This window comes from Paraburkholderia sp. GAS38 (assembly GCF_050434965.1).
GTDB classification, from domain to species: Bacteria; Pseudomonadota; Gammaproteobacteria; order Burkholderiales; family Burkholderiaceae; genus Paraburkholderia; species Paraburkholderia phenazinium_A.
In genome coordinates, this window is sequence record NZ_JBNDJO010000020.1 from 114,765 (window position 1) to 129,041 (window position 14,277).

Below are 14,277 nucleotides of genomic sequence, written 5' to 3' on the forward strand. Positions count from 1 at the left end.
GTATCCTATGACGACCCCTCCCGTTCCCGATGACCCCGCCGGCGAGCGCGACGAAAATCACGCGGGGCATGACCACACCGGACACGATCACGCCGCACACGGCGATGAGCACGCCGCGCACGGTCACAGCCATACCCACGATCACAACCACAGCCACGGCGGCCACCATCACCACCACGCGCCGGTCGCGGGCCATGGACGCGCCTTCGCTATCGCCGTCGTACTGAACGTCGTCATTGTCCTGGTTCAGGGCATCTACGGCGTGCTCGCGCATTCCACTGCGCTGCTCGCCGACGCCGGCCACAATCTCTCCGACGTGCTGGGCCTGCTGCTCGCCTGGGGCGCGACGTGGCTCACCACGCGACGCCCCTCGGCGCGCTACACCTTCGGCTATGGCAGCACCTCGATCCTCGCTTCGCTTGCGAATGCCGGGCTGTTGCTGTTCGCGTGCGGCGTGATCGTCGCCGAAGCGATCGGCCGTCTGATGAACCCCGCGCCCGTTGCGGGGCTGACGGTGTTCGTCGTCGCTACGGTCGGGATGCTGGTCAACGGCTTCTCCGCGTGGCTCTTCATGCGCGGCCAGAAGGAAGACCTCAATATTCGCGGCGCCTTTCTCCACATGGCCGGCGATGCGCTGATTTCCGCGGCCGTCGCGGTGAGCGGCCTCGTGATTCTCGGTACGAACTGGACCTGGCTCGACCCGGTCATGAGTCTCGTTGTCGTGGCGGTGATTGTGTACGGCACGTGGGGGCTGCTGCGCGATTCGGTGCGGCTCGCGCTGGATGCGGTTCCGCCCGGCGTCGACCTGCAGCGCATTCGCGACTATCTCGCGGGCCAGCCGGGCGTCACCGACGTGCATGACCTGCACGTGTGGGCGCTGTCCACCACCGGCAACGCGCTGAGCGCGCATCTCGTGATCCCGGCGGGACATCCCGGCGACGCAGTTGTCGACGCCATCGTACTCACGCTGCGCGAACGATTTGCGATGCAGCACGCCACCCTGCAGGTCGATCTCGGCACGACCGATCACCACTGCTCCCTCGAGCACCCGCACGCGCACTGATGCGGGATTGACGCAGTGCACCGTCAGGCGGCGGGGCAGCGGCGTACACTAGGCGGCATGTTGGTCTCCGGAGTTCTGCATGGCCGCCGCTTCATACGATGCGTCGCCGGTGCTGATCGTTGGGGCGGGCCCAACCGGGCTTGCTGCAGCCATGAGCCTCGCTCGTGCGCATATTTCTGTGCGTCTGATCGACAAGGCGCTGCAGCCGGATCCGCATTCGCGGGCCATCGGCATTCAGGCACGCACGCTTGAACTGCTTGAACAGCATCGCCTCATCGAGCCGTTTCTGGAACTGGGACATCGCGCCCGCGCAGCGAATCTCTATTCCAATGGGCAACGTCTCGCGCGCCTTGATTTCGATCCGCTGCAGACGCGCTATCCGTACGTGCTGTTCCTCGATCAGGCCGTCACCGAACGCTTGCTGACCGAGCATCTGGCGACGCTCGGCGTGAACATCCAGCGCGGTGTCGAGCTGACGATGTTCGCGCAGGGATCGGCCGGGCTCAGTGCGACGCTGCAACACGCCGACGGACGCAGCGAAACCGTCCATCCGTCGTACCTGATCGCGGCGGACGGCGCGCATAGCGCGATTCGCCACCGCCTCGGCATGAGCTTCGCCGGCAAGACTTTCGAGCAGACTTTCCTGCTCGCCGATCTGCAGGCGGAGACGGACTGGTCAGACGACGAGTTCCATATCTTTGCCTCGGGCGAAGGACTCGCGGCCCTGTTTCCGATGGGCGCGGGGCGCTACCGGTTGATTGCGGATCATCCGGCAATGCCGGCCTCACCGGACGGTTCCGGCGAGACAGCGCCAAAGGTCGCAGCACCTGCGCCCGCGCCTTCGCTCGAGGAGTGCCGCGCGCTTGCCGCACGGCGTATCCATCATCCGGTGAAGTTCGCGGACCTGACGTGGGCCACGCATTTTCATCTGAACAGCCGGATGGTCGAACAGTTGCGGGTCGAGCGCGTGTTTCTGGCCGGCGACGCCGCGCATGTGCACAGCCCCGCCGGCGCGCAAGGCATGAACACCGGAATTCAGGAAGCGTTCAACCTGGGCTGGAAGCTGGCTCGCGTGATGAAGGGGCATGCGCCGGACCGGCTGCTCGACTCGTATCACCTGGAGCGGCATCCGATCGAGCGCGATGTGTTGCGGCAGACCAGCTTTGTGACGCACATGGCGGAAGCCGATCATGGGCCGCTCAAGCTATTGCGCGAGCGTGTCATGCCGGCGCTTGCCGCGCTCGGCCCGCTGCGCGATGCCGCACGCCTGACGGTGAGCGAACTGTCGATCCAGTACCGGCGCAGTCCGCTCACGCTCGAACGGGTGCTCGATGGCGGACCGCGCGCCGGTGAGCGCGCACCCGATGCGCTTGTGCATGTCGTGGATGGCCCACTGGGGCGTGCACCCGGTATCGGCTGCATTTTCGATCTGCACGACCCGGCGCTTTTTTCGCTGTTTCTGCTGGTCGCACCGGTCGCGCCCAACGAAGCGCCGCTCGATCCGGCTGCGAGCCGCCACGCGGCGCGCGACGCCGATCTCGACCGCCTGAGCGACGCCATCGAGCGGCTCTTGCCCGGCGCGGTGCGAATCTGGCGGATCAGCGATACGACAGGCGAGGGCGCGCCGCCGCTGTCCGAGTCCTATGGGCGAACCCGGCCGGCGTTTTATCTGATGCGTCCAGACGGGTATATCTGTGCGCGTGGGCGTCCGGCGTCGGATCTGAACGGCTTGCTGCGCCACTGCGAGGCGTGGTTCGCGAGGAGCGTGACGCCGCAGCAGGCGGCCGGTTAGGGCGATGTGCCCAGCGACACCTGGCGCGGCATGACGTTGCGACGCGTCGCATGCCGCGCTCGCCTCCAGGTCAGCCGGCCACAGCGGCCGCCGGTGTCAGCTTCTCGCGATTCGCCAGCACGGCCTCTCTGACGATGCCCGACATCTGCAGGCCGTCCGCATCCGGGCGATCGAGCGTGGCCAGCAACGCACGCCGCATGCGCGGCTCCCAGAAACGGCGAATATGATCGGCGATGCCGGCGAGCGCTTCTTCGCGATCCGGCATCGAATCGAAAAATTCGCCGATCCGGTTCGCCATGTCGATCAGGTTCTGTTCATCCATGGCGCGCCCTCATTTGCCCGACGTTGCGTTGGCCAGTTCGCGCTGGCGCAGCAAGTCGAGCTGTTCCGTGTTGAAGCGCGAATAGTCCTTCTGCCATTGCGACGGCTGTTCGACCGGCATCACCTGCACGGCTGTCACCTTGTATTCGGGGCAATTGGTGGCCCAGTCGGAACTCTCCGTCGTGATCACGTTGGCGCCCGATTCGGGGAAGTGGAACGTCGTGTAGACGACGCCCGGCTGCATCCGTTCGGTCACCTTGGCGCGCAACACGGTCTGGCCCGCGCGCGATTCGATGCCTACCCAGTCGTCCATCTTGATGCCGCGTTCCTCGGCATCGTGCGGATGAATCTCGAGGCGGTCTTCGTCGTGCCAGCGCGAATTTTCCGTGCGGCGCGTTTGCGCCCCCACGTTGTATTGCGACAGGATGCGGCCCGTCGTGAGGATCAGCGGGAATTTGCGCGTGACCTTTTCGGGCGACGCGATGAACTTCGTGATCACGAACTTGCCCTTGCCGCGTACGAAAGTATCGATGTGCATGGTCGGCGTGCCGTCCGGCGCGTTCTCGTTACACGGCCACTGGATGCTGCCGAGCTGCTCGAGCTTCGCATACGAGACGCCGTGGAAGGTCGGCGTGAGGCGCGCGATTTCGTCCATGATCTCGGAAGGATGCGCATAGTCCATTTCATAACCGAGCGCGCGGGCGAGCATCACCGTGACTTCCCAGTCGGCGTAACCGGGAATGGGCGGCATTACCTTGCGAACCCGCGAGATGCGGCGTTCCGCGTTGGTGAAGGTGCCGTCCTTTTCGAGGAACGACGAACCGGGCAGCAGTACGTGCGCGTACTTCGCGGTTTCGTTGAGGAAAATGTCCTGCACGACGATGCACTCCATCGACGACAGCGCAGCCGACACATGATGCGTATTCGGATCCGACTGCACGATGTCTTCGCCCTGGCAGTAGAGCCCCTTGAAACTACCGTCGAGCGCCGCGTCGAACATGTTCGGAATGCGCAGGCCCGGTTCGGGTTGCAGCGTGACGTGCCAGGCTTCTTCGAACAGGGTGCGGGTGGTCGTGTCGCTGATGTGGCGGTAACCCGGCAGTTCGTGCGGGAACGAGCCCATGTCGCACGAACCCTGCACGTTGTTCTGGCCGCGCAGCGGATTCACGCCCACCCCTTCGCGGCCGATGTTGCCGGTAGCCATCGCAAGGTTGGCGATGCCCATCACCATGGTCGAGCCTTGCGCGTGTTCGGTGACGCCGAGGCCGTAATAGATCGCGGAATTGCCGGGCGTGGCGTAGATACGCGCCGCTGCACGTACGTGTTCGGCAGGTACGCCGGTGATGTCCGCCGTGGCTTCCGGTGCGTTTTCCGGCAGCGCGACAAAGGCGCGCCATTGATCGAACGCGCGCGTGTCGCAACGTTCTGCGATAAACGCTTCGTTGAGGAGGCCCTCGGTCACGATCACATGCGCGAGGGCATTGACGATCGCGACGTTGGTGCCCGGCCGCAGTTGCAGATGATGCGACGCCTTGACATGCGGCGTATCGACGATATCGATGCGGCGCGGATCGACCACGATCAGCTTCGCCCCTTCGCGCACGCGGCGTTTCAGGCGCGAGCCGAACACCGGATGACCGTCGGTCGGATTCGCGCCGATCACCATGATGACGTCGGCCTTGTCGACCGATGCGAAAGTTTGCGTGCCGGCCGATTCCCCTAGCGTAGTCTTCAGGCCATAGCCGGTCGGCGAATGGCACACGCGCGCGCAGGTGTCGACGTTGTTGTTGCCGAACGCGGCGCGCACGAGCTTCTGCACCAGGTAGGTTTCTTCGTTAGTGCAGCGCGACGACGTGATGCCGCCGATCGAATCGCGGCCATGCTTCGCCTGGATGCGGCGAAACTCCGAGGCCGCATAGCTCAGCGCTTCTTCCCAACTGACTTCACGCCAGGGGTCGGTGATCTTTGCGCGGATCATCGGCTTGGTGATGCGGTCCTTGTGGGTGGCATAGCCCCACGCGAAGCGGCCCTTTACGCATGCGTGGCCTTCGTTGGCCTGGCCGTTTTTATTCGGCACCATGCGTATGACCTGGCTGCCCTTCATCTCGGCCTTGAACGAGCAGCCGACGCCACAGTACGCACAGGTCGTGGTCACCGAATGCTCGGCCTGACCGAGCATCACAACGCTCTTTTCCTGCAGCGTCGCGGTGGGGCACGCAGCGACGCACGCGCCGCACGAGACGCATTCCGAGTCCATGAACGGCTCGCTGGCGCTGGCGGCGACGCGCGATTCGAAGCCGCGTCCGGCGATCGTCAGCGCGAAGGTGCCCTGGGTTTCCTCACAGGCACGCACGCAGCGGTTGCAGACGATGCACTTGGACGGATCGTAGGTGAAGTACGGATTCGATTCGTCCTTCTGATCCTTCAGGTGGTTCGCGCCGTCGAAGCCGTAGCGCACCTCGCGCAGACCCGTCACGCCCGCCATGTCCTGCAGTTCGCAGTCGCCGTTGGCGGGGCAGGTGAGGCAGTCGAGCGGGTGATCGGAGATGTACAGTTCCATCACATTGCGGCGCAGCGACTGCAGACGGTCCGTTTGCGTGCGCACCTTCATGCCTGCTTCGACCGGCGTCGTGCACGAGGCCGGATAGCCGCGCTTGCCTTCGATCTCGACGAGACACAAACGGCACGAGCCGAACGGTTCGAGCGAATCGGTGGCGCACAGTTTCGGCACGTTCACGCCGGCTTCGATCGCGGCCCGCATCACGGAGGTGCCAGCCGGAACGGTCACCGCCTGACCGTCGATTTCGAGCGTCACGTCGACATCCGCGTGGCGCAGTGGCGTGCCGTAGTCGGTGTCGTCGAAGGGGGAGCGGGGTTGCGGATTTCTTTGCGACTGAGACTGCGCTTGCGACTTGCACGCGCAATTGCCGGAGCCGCAACCGCCGGCAGTGGATTTGAGCACGTCGGACATGGTGGGCTCCATCGTCAGGCCGCCGCCGCTTTGGGCTGGACGGTGTCGAGACCGAAGTCTTCGGGAAAGTGGTCGAGTGCGGACAGCACCGGGTAGGGCGTCATGCCGCCCATTGCGCAGAGCGAACCGGACACCATCGTGTCGCACAGGTCGCGCAGCAGTTGCACTTGCCGCGTCGACGTATCGCCGTTGCGAATCCGCGCGATCACCTCGACGCCGCGCGTCGAACCGATCCGGCATGGCGTGCATTTGCCGCACGATTCGAGCGCACAGAAATGCATGGCATATTGCGCGAGCTCCGCGAGATTCGAGGTGTCGTCGTGCACGACAATGCCGCCGTGACCGACCACGGCGCCGACCGCCGCGTACGCTTCGTAGTCCAGCGGAATGTCCCATTGGCTTTCCGGCAGATAGGTGCCGAGCGGGCCGCCCACCTGGACGGCGCGCGCCGGCCGGCCGCTCGCGGTGCCGCCGCCATAGTCGTACAGCAGCTCGCGCAGCGTGACCCCGAACGCGAGTTCGACGAGTCCGCCTTGCTTCACGTTGCCGGCGAGCTGAAACGGCAGGGTGCCGCGCGAGCGGCCCATGCCGAAGTTTTTATAGAACGCGGCGCCGCGCGCGAAGATGATCGGCACCGTGGCGAGCGTGATGACGTTGTTGATGACGGTGGGTTGTCCGAACAGGCCCACCAGCGCCGGCACGGGCGGCTTGGCCCGCACGATGCCGCGCTTGCCTTCGAGCGATTCGAGCAGCGCGGTTTCTTCGCCGCAGACATAGGCGCCCGCGCCTTTGGCGACTTCCAGTTCGAAACGGTGAGCCGAACCGAGCACGCTGTCGCCGAGCCAGCCGGCGTCGCGGGCGCGCTGGATGGCGGCTTCGAGCGTCGCGATCGAATGCGGATACTCGCTGCGCACGTAGATATAGCCGAGCGTCGCGCCCGTCACGATCCCCGCGATGATCATGCCTTCGATCAGCACATACGGATCGCTCTCCATGATCAGACGGTCGGAGAAGGTGCCGGAATCGCCTTCGTCGGCGTTGCAGACGATGTACTTCTGGGGCGCGCTGGCGCCACGCACAGTACGCCATTTGATGCCGGCGGGGAACGCCGCACCGCCGCGGCCGCGCAAGCCCGATTCGATCAGGGCTTCGCAGGCGGCATCGCCGTCGGCGGCGAGCGCCCGCTTCAGACCTTCAAGGCCGCCGTGGGCGAGGTAGTCGTCGGTCGATAACGGATCGGTAATGCCGATGCGGGCAAAGGTCAGACGCTGCTGCCTTTGCAGATAAGGAATCTCGTCGACGACACCCACATGGTTCGGATGAGCGCCGCCCTCAATGAAGCCCGCGTCGAACAAGGAGACGACGTCTGCTGCGTCGACATTCGCATAGCCGATCCGCCCGCGCGGCGTGACTACTTCGACGAGCGGCTCGAGCCACAGCAAGCCGCGCGAACCGTTGCGGATCAGTTCGATGGCGATGCCGCGTTGCGCCGCTTCATGGGCAATCGCGTCGGCGAGCGCGTCGGCGCCGAGCGCAAGCGCTGCGGAATCGCGAGGGATGTAAATGCGCGTCATGCGGTTTCCTCCACCCGCTTCGTCGCGGCCGCGAGCAGCGCGTCGAACTTCTGGGGTGTCACCTTCGCGTGCAACGTGCCGTTGATCGTCAAGGCCGGCGACAGCGCGCACTGACCAAGGCAATACACCGATTCCAGTTCGACTGCTGCGCCTTCCGCGTCTTGATGTTGATGTGCGCTGTCGAAGCGGCAACCGGTGCGCGTCTCGATGTGCTGCGCAAGCGCCTCGGTGCCCATACTGCGGCACGCTTCGGCGCGGCACAGTTGCACGGTGACGGGCGCAGCGGGATGGGTGCGAAAGTGGTGGTAATAGGTCAGCACACCGTGGACTTCCGCGCGCGACAGGTTCATTGCGCGGGCGAGTGGTGCCACGGTATCCGGCGGCACAAAGCCGAGTTCATCCTGGATGGCGTGCAGTACGGCAAGCAGCGAGCGGCCGGGTTGCGCGTGACGCTGCACCAGTGGCTCAGGCGCGATCGCGTTGGAATCGTGCAAAGTGGGGACTCCTCCGAAGTCTAATATGCACTTGTCTTTCATAAAGTGTGCACTTATGCTTCATTCGTTTGTAGGTGTAGAGCCAACGATAGGCGGGTACTGGCCCTTACGCAATAGGAGGCAAGTCAACATATATGATCAGGATCGAATGCCACGCACAGCTGGTTGTCCGCGACCCGGACGGCCGCGAAGCCAGCCTGACGGACGTCGTGCAGCTTTTGGCGCTCGTCGACGAAGCCGGCAGCATTGCCCAGGCGGCGACGCTTAAGGGTTTGTCCTACCGTCACGCATGGGGTTTGCTGCGCAGTATCGAGGAGCGGCTGGGCGGTCCGTTGATCGCCAAGGAGCGTGGGCGCGGCTCGGTGCTGTCGGAACTCGGCCAGGCCGTGTTGCGCGCGCAGCGGCTGTGCAGCGAGCGGCTCGACGGCAACATGCGGGCGCTGGCGAGCGAGGTGGCGAGCGACCTGAACCGATGGCTCGCGCCGCCCGCCGACGATGTACGGATTCACGCTTCGCACGGCTATGCCGTAGCAGCGCTGGTCACGGCGCTGGTGGCCGATGACGTGCCCGTCGACATCAAGTATCGCGACAGCGCGGATGCGGTCACCGCATTGGCGCGCGGCGAGTGCGACCTGGCCGGCTTCCATCTGCCGCGCGGCGAGTTTCGCGCTGCCTGTGCCGATACCTACCGGCGCTGGCTCGATCCCGAGCGCCATGTGCTGCTTCACCTCACGCAGCGCAAGCAGGGCCTGTTTCTGTCGAAGGGCAACCCGAAGCGGATCAATGGACTGGGCGATCTCGCGCGCGACGACATCCGCTTCGTGAACCGCCAGCCGGGATCCGGCACGCGGATGCTGCTCGATCTGGCACTGCGCCGCGTGGGTGTCGATCCGGATCGGGTCAACGGCTATGCGTCGACGGAGTTGACGCATTCGGCGATTGCCGCGTTTGTCGCCAGCGGCATGGCCGATGTGGGATTCGGCGTCGAGCCGGCCGCGCATCACTTCGGCCTCGATTTCGTGCCGATCGTCGACGAAGACTATTACTTCGCATGCGACCGGGCGGCGCTGGAGCGCACGCCGCTTGTCACGGTCATCGACATGCTGCGTAGCGTTGCCTTCAAGAGCGGGGTGGCGCGGCTGGAAGGCTACAATCCACAGGATTGCGGCACCTTGCTGGAACTCGACGAAGGGCTCGGCGCGACCCTCGGGTAAGCGGCTGTAACAAGCGCCCAGGGGCCTGCCGCTGCGTCGCAGAGTGGTATGAGATACTCTGTAGTCTTATGATTTAGCCTCAACTGCGCGGCCACACCGCGCCGGATCGACATGAACGTTCTTCTCAAAGCCTGTGCCGTGGCCGTGACGGCAGGCGCGTTGTGCGCCACAGTCTCCATTGCTTTTGCGCAAAATTCACCGGGCGTGCCGGGCGGCATTCTGGACGATGAATTCCACCTGCAGGAGCATCCGCAACTGCCGTTCGCGGCATCGGCGCCGTCCAACAAGTACCAGTCCGACAAGAAGTCCGCCATGCGCCGCAAGGGCGACAACGGTGATCCGGACGGTTGCAATCTGCAGTGCCCGCAGGATCAGTAACGCGCATTGGCGCGGCATGGTGCTGCCGCACCTTCGCGCCACCGCCACGCACGGGCTTCGCTTTGCTGGTACGGATTGCTTGCTAGTGCGCGGCTAGCGGATCGAGACCGGTGCTGGCCACATCAGGCGCGGCCTCGGGCGAGGCCAGGAAGTCGAGGAACTGCTTGGCCTCACGCGGATGAGCGGCGCCCACCGGAATGCCGGCCGCATAACGGGTGACCGATTGCAGCGACTCAGGAATCTTCCCGACGAACTCGATGCCCGGCACCGGTAACAACTCGCTGACCTGCTGGAATCCCAGTTGATAGTCCCCCTTGGCCACGACCGAGCCCACAGGAATCTTTGGGATCATCGTGGCTTTCGGCTTGAGCTGTGCTTCGATGCCCATTTTCTCGAAGAGTTGGTTCTGGATGTAGACGCCGCTCGCGCTATCCGAATACGCCACCGACTTTGCCTCCAGCAAGGTCGTCCTGAATGCTTCCACGCTGCCGATGTCCGGCTTGGGTTCGCCTGCGCGAACCGCCATGCCGATGCGCGAGTCCGCTAATTCGACCCGCGAGCTGGGGATGATCTTGCCCTCGGCGATCAGCTTGTCGAGCGCGTAGCCCACCATGATGACGGCGTCGGCGGGTTCCTTGCGCTCGAGACGGTTGGGAATCGCCTCGGGCGAGTTGCCCATGGACGGTCCGTAGGCAATGTTCAGCGTGTCTGCCGTTTTTGCTTCGAACTTCGGCGCCAGTAGCTGATAGGCCGCGGTGAAGCCGCCGGAATTCATGACGTGGAGGTCGACAGCCTGCGCGGTTTGGGTGAATAGCGAGCCGCAGAGGAGGGTTGTGGTGAGCAGGGTTGGGAGGCGTGATTTCATGTGGGGAGTGTCGTTGGCTAGCGCCTGATAGGCTCGGTTCCCTGTGCAAGTTCTGCCAGATAGCGACTGTAGACAAAAACCCGTCCACGTTGCTTCCCGGTAACTTCGCTGGCGATCTTTAATTCGATCAGGTTTGCAAATGCAGCAGTGACTGCCGGTTGAGACAGTTGCAGTTTTTCAGCTGCGGCTGGAATGGTCAACATGGGCCTGCGTTGCAACGCCTGGAACAATCGCGCGGCGGACCCACTGGCTCGGCCCAACTGTTCGATCGCTTTGCGGTCTTCGTCGAAGATACTCAAGATCCGTCGGCCCGCGTCCGCCGCTTGTTCGGAAGTCTCTTTGACGCCTTGCAGGAAGAAATTGATCCAACCTTCCCAGTCGGCTTTTTCCCGGACACGCTGCAGCCGTTCGTAGTATTCGTTGCGGTTGGCCTTGAAGTACAGGCTGAGGTACAAAATTGGCTGCGACATGGCGTCCTCCGCACAGAGGAGAAGCGTGATGAGCAGGCGTCCAAGGCGTCCGTTACCGTCTAAAAACGGGTGGATCGTTTCAAACTGGGCATGTGCCATGGCTGCTTTGACCAGCAGGGGGACCGCTGGCGGATCGGCGTGCAGGAAACGCTCGAAGTCTCCCAGGCATTGCATCAGGCGATCCGGAGGTGGGGGCACGAACATCGCCAGACTCGGCCGACTCCCGCCAATCCAGTTTTGCTGACGCCGAAACTCACCTGGGTCCTTCTCGGCTCCTCGCCCGTTATTGAGCAGTTTGCCGTGAATCTCACGCAGCAGCCGCAATGACAAAGGGAAATTGGCCCCGATACGCTCCAAGCCATAGTTCATCGCCGCAACGTAGCAGGACACCTCCTGAACATCGTCCAGCGGGACGCCGGGTACTTCATCATTCTCGAATAAAAGCAGATCGGACAGTGACGACTGGGTGCCTTCGATCTGGCTGGATAGCAGCGCTTCCTTTCGAACGCAGAAATAGATGAACAGATCCGGGTCGGGGAACAGGGCCGCCAGTCCGTCCAATCTGCCGAGAGCGCGATTCGCACCCTCGAGCAGTATGAACATGGTCGAGTCAATCGCGATGGGCGGATCAGGCGGCAGGGGACGGGGAACAAACGCTTTATAGCGTTCGGCGGCGAGTGAGCCGTCAACGTAGTCGCCAGCGATTCGTTCTGTCCTAACTAAAGGATGGGGCCAAAGAGTTTAATCAGACCGGAGGCTGCTATCGAAACTTTAATAGCAATCCGGCTAACTAAAGTTTAGCTCGCTAAAGTTTAGCAAAAGCAATTCTTGACGGTATGGATATGACTTGGCTCAAGCTTCTCGTGTCTTGCCGATGGGCTGCATCTGCGCGTCCGCCGAGCTAACGCAGTACTCAGCAAAAAACCCCGAGAGCCTGACGCTGTCGGGGTTTCCAGTAAAACAGTGTTGCCACTTGCAGGGTGTTTGGTGGAGGCGGCGGGAATCGAACCCGCGTCCAGAAGCACTCTACGACTAGTTCTACATACTTAGTTCTGTCATTTGATTTAACCACCACGACGCGGACGAACACGCTGCATGACGGCGATTCACTAGGTTTTCGACCCGGGCGTCGTGACGCCGCCAAGGCTTAACTGACGTATATGACCTCTGTCGGTATTGCTACCGGTCTTGCGACTCTAGCCCGTCAGTGAACTAGGCAGAGGACGGCGGCCCTTAGGCTGCCAGTGCGAACGTTTCGTCGTTTGCAGTTACGTTTTTCCCATTGATTAACGAGGTGACGGGTCCTCGGTATGCCCTAGCCGCTTCGCAACCCCTGTCGAAACCAGGTCGCCCCCGCGGTTTGTTGCCCAAAACTTCTGAACCAAAGTAGATTTTACAATAGATTGACAGCCCTGTCCTGGCTGTCTTTGGATAGGACCGCCGCCGGGTTCACCAAGGCCGCCAGCCGGCAGCCTGTTCAACTGATCTCGCGCAGCAGCTTTTGCAGTTCGGCCGGCGACTGGACCACATGCTGCGCATGCCAGCGGGTCGGGGGAATGTCGTTGCCGCAGTAGCCGTAGGCGGCTGCGACCGTCACCATGCCCGCGGCGAAGCCCGCCTGGATGTCGCGCAAGTCGTCTCCCACGTAGACGACTCGCTCCGGCGCGAGGTCCAGCATCCGGGCCGCGTGCAGCAGCGGCGCGGGATGGGGCTTCGAGTGCGGGGTCGTGTCGCCGCTGACCACGCAGCCGGCCCGCAGATCCAGCCCCAGCAGGGCGACGAGCGGATCGGTCAGGCGCGCTACCTTGTTGGTGACGATGCCCCAGCGCACGCCGCGCGCGTCCAGTTCATCTAGCACGGCGTCGATGCCCTGGAACAGCGTGGTTTCGATACACAGGTCGGCTTCGTAGTTGGCGAGAAACTCTTCGCGCATCGCCGCGAACTCGGGGTGCTCCGGACCAATGCCGAAGGCGCCGCCAATCAGCCCGCGTGCGCCGGCCGATGCCAGCGGCCGCAGGTCGTCGAGCGGCACCATCTCGAGGCCGCGCTCGTGGCGCATCTTGTTGACGGCTGCGGCCAGGTCGGGCGCCGTGTCGGCCAGGGTGCCGTCAAGGTCGAACAGGACCGCCTGGCAAAGGCCGATCGAGGCGTCTTCGTCTTCGCGCTGCGGCAGGGGGGTAGGGTCGCTCATGGATGCGTAGTGGAGTCGGTGCGCGTCAGGCGTCGCGGCGGCAGGCGAGCATGTAGTTGATGCTCGTGTCGTCCGACAGGGCGAAGTGCTTGCTGAGCGGGTGATATGCGATGCCCTTGATGTCCGCGGTGCGCAACTCGGCGGCGCGGACGAAACCTGCCAGTTCCGACGGGCGGATGAAGCGCGCGTAGTCGTGGGTGCCCTTGGGCAGCATCCGCGCAATATATTCCGCGCCGATTACCGCGAACAGATAAGACTTCACGTTGCGGTTGAGCGTCGAGAAGAAAACCCACCCGCCAGGCTTCACCAAGGTCTTGCAGGCCGCGACGATGGCCGCCGGCTCGGGCACGTGTTCCAGCATTTCCATGCAGGTCACGACGTCGTAAGTGCCGGGTTCGCGGGCGGCGAGCGCCTCTGCGGCGATTTCTTCGTAATCGACGGTTACACCACTTTCAAGGCTGTGAAGATCTGCCACGCCGAGCGCCTGGCTCGACAGGTCGATTCCCTTCACCTGTGCACCTAATCCGGCCATCGATTCCGTCAGAATGCCGCCGCCGCATCCAATATCGAGCACCCGTTTGCCGGCGAGCTGCGCATGCGCGTCGATCCAGTTGAGCCGGACCGGATTCAGTTCGTGCAGCGGTTTGAATTCGGCGTTCGGGTCCCACCAGCGATGGGCGAGATCGCTGAATTTCTGCAGTTCGTGGGGATCGGCATTGGTCATGACGGATGAGGCCTTGATGAGAGCGGGTGAACGGGTGTCGAGGATAAGCCCCGAGTATATAGGCCGACGCACAGGGCGGCAAAATGCCACGGGCACCTCGGTTGCCGGCAACCGGCCTAAGGCCGATGCCCGGTGGGTCGCCCTGACGTGACGTAACGAAGCATTCGGGCATAAAAAAAGCCCCGCCGAAGCGGGGCTTTGATACTGCGGTAACTTGGAG

12 protein-coding genes and 1 other RNA gene are annotated in these 14,277 nt (G+C 63.6%); 4 read left to right on the top strand and 9 right to left on the bottom strand.

Annotated features, from left to right (window positions below):
• Positions 1-7: 7 nt before the first annotated feature.
• Complete coding sequence (locus P3T42_RS34085) at positions 8-1,063, top strand: cation diffusion facilitator family transporter (protein WP_074300414.1); 1,056 nt, start codon at positions 8-10, stop codon at positions 1,061-1,063.
• A 79-nt stretch (positions 1,064-1,142) separates the two neighbouring features.
• On the top strand, positions 1,143-2,855 hold the full coding sequence (locus P3T42_RS34090) for an FAD-dependent monooxygenase (RefSeq protein ID WP_429308471.1): 1,713 nt from the start codon (positions 1,143-1,145) through the stop codon (positions 2,853-2,855).
• 70 nt (positions 2,856-2,925) lie between these two features.
• Here the strand turns inward: P3T42_RS34090 and P3T42_RS34095 are convergent, their stop codons facing one another.
• From P3T42_RS34095 to P3T42_RS34110, 4 genes are read right to left on the bottom strand one after another with little or no spacing between them, the layout of a single operon-like run.
• Positions 2,926-3,177 carry a formate dehydrogenase subunit delta gene (locus P3T42_RS34095; RefSeq protein ID WP_074300412.1) on the bottom strand — a complete coding sequence of 84 codons (252 nt, stop codon included), beginning with the start codon at positions 3,175-3,177 and terminating at the stop codon, positions 2,926-2,928.
• 9 nt (positions 3,178-3,186) lie between these two features.
• Positions 3,187-6,147 carry a formate dehydrogenase subunit alpha gene (fdhF, locus tag P3T42_RS34100; RefSeq protein ID WP_429308472.1) on the bottom strand — a complete coding sequence of 987 codons (2,961 nt, stop codon included), beginning with the start codon at positions 6,145-6,147 and terminating at the stop codon, positions 3,187-3,189.
• Between the two features lie 14 nt (positions 6,148-6,161).
• Entirely contained in the window at positions 6,162-7,721 is a 1,560-nt protein-coding gene (locus tag P3T42_RS34105; protein WP_074300410.1) for a formate dehydrogenase beta subunit, read from the bottom strand.
• Positions 7,718-8,215 (bottom strand): NAD(P)H-dependent oxidoreductase subunit E, encoded by a 498-nt coding sequence (locus tag P3T42_RS34110; protein WP_429308473.1) that lies wholly within the window; start codon positions 8,213-8,215, stop codon positions 7,718-7,720. The genes P3T42_RS34105 and P3T42_RS34110 overlap by 4 nt, the downstream gene beginning before the upstream one ends.
• 134 nt (positions 8,216-8,349) lie before the next feature.
• Between P3T42_RS34110 and P3T42_RS34115 the strand changes: the two genes are divergently transcribed.
• Positions 8,350-9,429 carry a substrate-binding domain-containing protein gene (locus tag P3T42_RS34115; protein ID WP_429308474.1) on the top strand — a complete coding sequence of 360 codons (1,080 nt, stop codon included), beginning with the start codon at positions 8,350-8,352 and terminating at the stop codon, positions 9,427-9,429.
• A 111-nt stretch (positions 9,430-9,540) separates the two neighbouring features.
• Positions 9,541-9,807: a hypothetical protein gene (locus tag P3T42_RS34120; RefSeq protein ID WP_429308475.1), complete on the top strand. Its 267-nt coding sequence runs from the start codon at positions 9,541-9,543 to the stop codon at positions 9,805-9,807.
• An 82-nt stretch (positions 9,808-9,889) separates the two neighbouring features.
• Here P3T42_RS34120 and P3T42_RS34125 read toward each other — a convergent pair whose 3' ends face one another.
• The 5 genes from P3T42_RS34125 to ubiG form a co-directional block, all read right to left on the bottom strand.
• Positions 9,890-10,672: a substrate-binding domain-containing protein gene (locus P3T42_RS34125; RefSeq protein ID WP_429308476.1), complete on the bottom strand. Its 783-nt coding sequence runs from the start codon at positions 10,670-10,672 to the stop codon at positions 9,890-9,892.
• A 17-nt stretch (positions 10,673-10,689) separates the two neighbouring features.
• Positions 10,690-11,745, bottom strand: coding sequence for a Fic family protein (locus tag P3T42_RS34130; RefSeq protein ID WP_429308477.1), 1,056 nt, complete (start codon positions 11,743-11,745; stop codon positions 10,690-10,692).
• A 382-nt stretch (positions 11,746-12,127) separates the two neighbouring features.
• Positions 12,128-12,497, bottom strand: a transfer-messenger RNA (tmRNA) gene (gene ssrA, locus P3T42_RS34135).
• Between the two features lie 122 nt (positions 12,498-12,619).
• Entirely contained in the window at positions 12,620-13,333 is a 714-nt protein-coding gene (locus P3T42_RS34140; protein ID WP_074300404.1) for an HAD-IA family hydrolase, read from the bottom strand.
• 25 nt (positions 13,334-13,358) lie between these two features.
• Complete coding sequence (gene ubiG / locus P3T42_RS34145; RefSeq protein WP_429308491.1) at positions 13,359-14,057, bottom strand: bifunctional 2-polyprenyl-6-hydroxyphenol methylase/3-demethylubiquinol 3-O-methyltransferase UbiG; 699 nt, start codon at positions 14,055-14,057, stop codon at positions 13,359-13,361.
• Between the last annotated feature and the right edge of the window lie 220 nt (positions 14,058-14,277).

Coding starts and splice junctions, on each gene's coding strand:
- P3T42_RS34085 (WP_074300414.1), top strand. CDS start 8: ATGACGACCCCTCCCGTTCCCGATGACCCCGCCGGCGAGCGCGACGAA.
- P3T42_RS34090 (WP_429308471.1), top strand. CDS start 1,143: ATGGCCGCCGCTTCATACGATGCGTCGCCGGTGCTGATCGTTGGGGCG.
- P3T42_RS34095 (WP_074300412.1), bottom strand. CDS start 3,177: ATGGATGAACAGAACCTGATCGACATGGCGAACCGGATCGGCGAATTT.
- fdhF (WP_429308472.1), bottom strand. CDS start 6,147: ATGTCCGACGTGCTCAAATCCACTGCCGGCGGTTGCGGCTCCGGCAAT.
- P3T42_RS34105 (WP_074300410.1), bottom strand. CDS start 7,721: ATGACGCGCATTTACATCCCTCGCGATTCCGCAGCGCTTGCGCTCGGC.
- P3T42_RS34115 (WP_429308474.1), top strand. CDS start 8,350: ATGATCAGGATCGAATGCCACGCACAGCTGGTTGTCCGCGACCCGGAC.
- P3T42_RS34120 (WP_429308475.1), top strand. CDS start 9,541: ATGAACGTTCTTCTCAAAGCCTGTGCCGTGGCCGTGACGGCAGGCGCG.
- P3T42_RS34125 (WP_429308476.1), bottom strand. CDS start 10,672: ATGAAATCACGCCTCCCAACCCTGCTCACCACAACCCTCCTCTGCGGC.
- P3T42_RS34130 (WP_429308477.1), bottom strand. CDS start 11,745: ATGTTCATACTGCTCGAGGGTGCGAATCGCGCTCTCGGCAGATTGGAC.
- P3T42_RS34140 (WP_074300404.1), bottom strand. CDS start 13,333: ATGAGCGACCCTACCCCCCTGCCGCAGCGCGAAGACGAAGACGCCTCG.
- ubiG (WP_429308491.1), bottom strand. CDS start 14,057: ATGACCAATGCCGATCCCCACGAACTGCAGAAATTCAGCGATCTCGCC.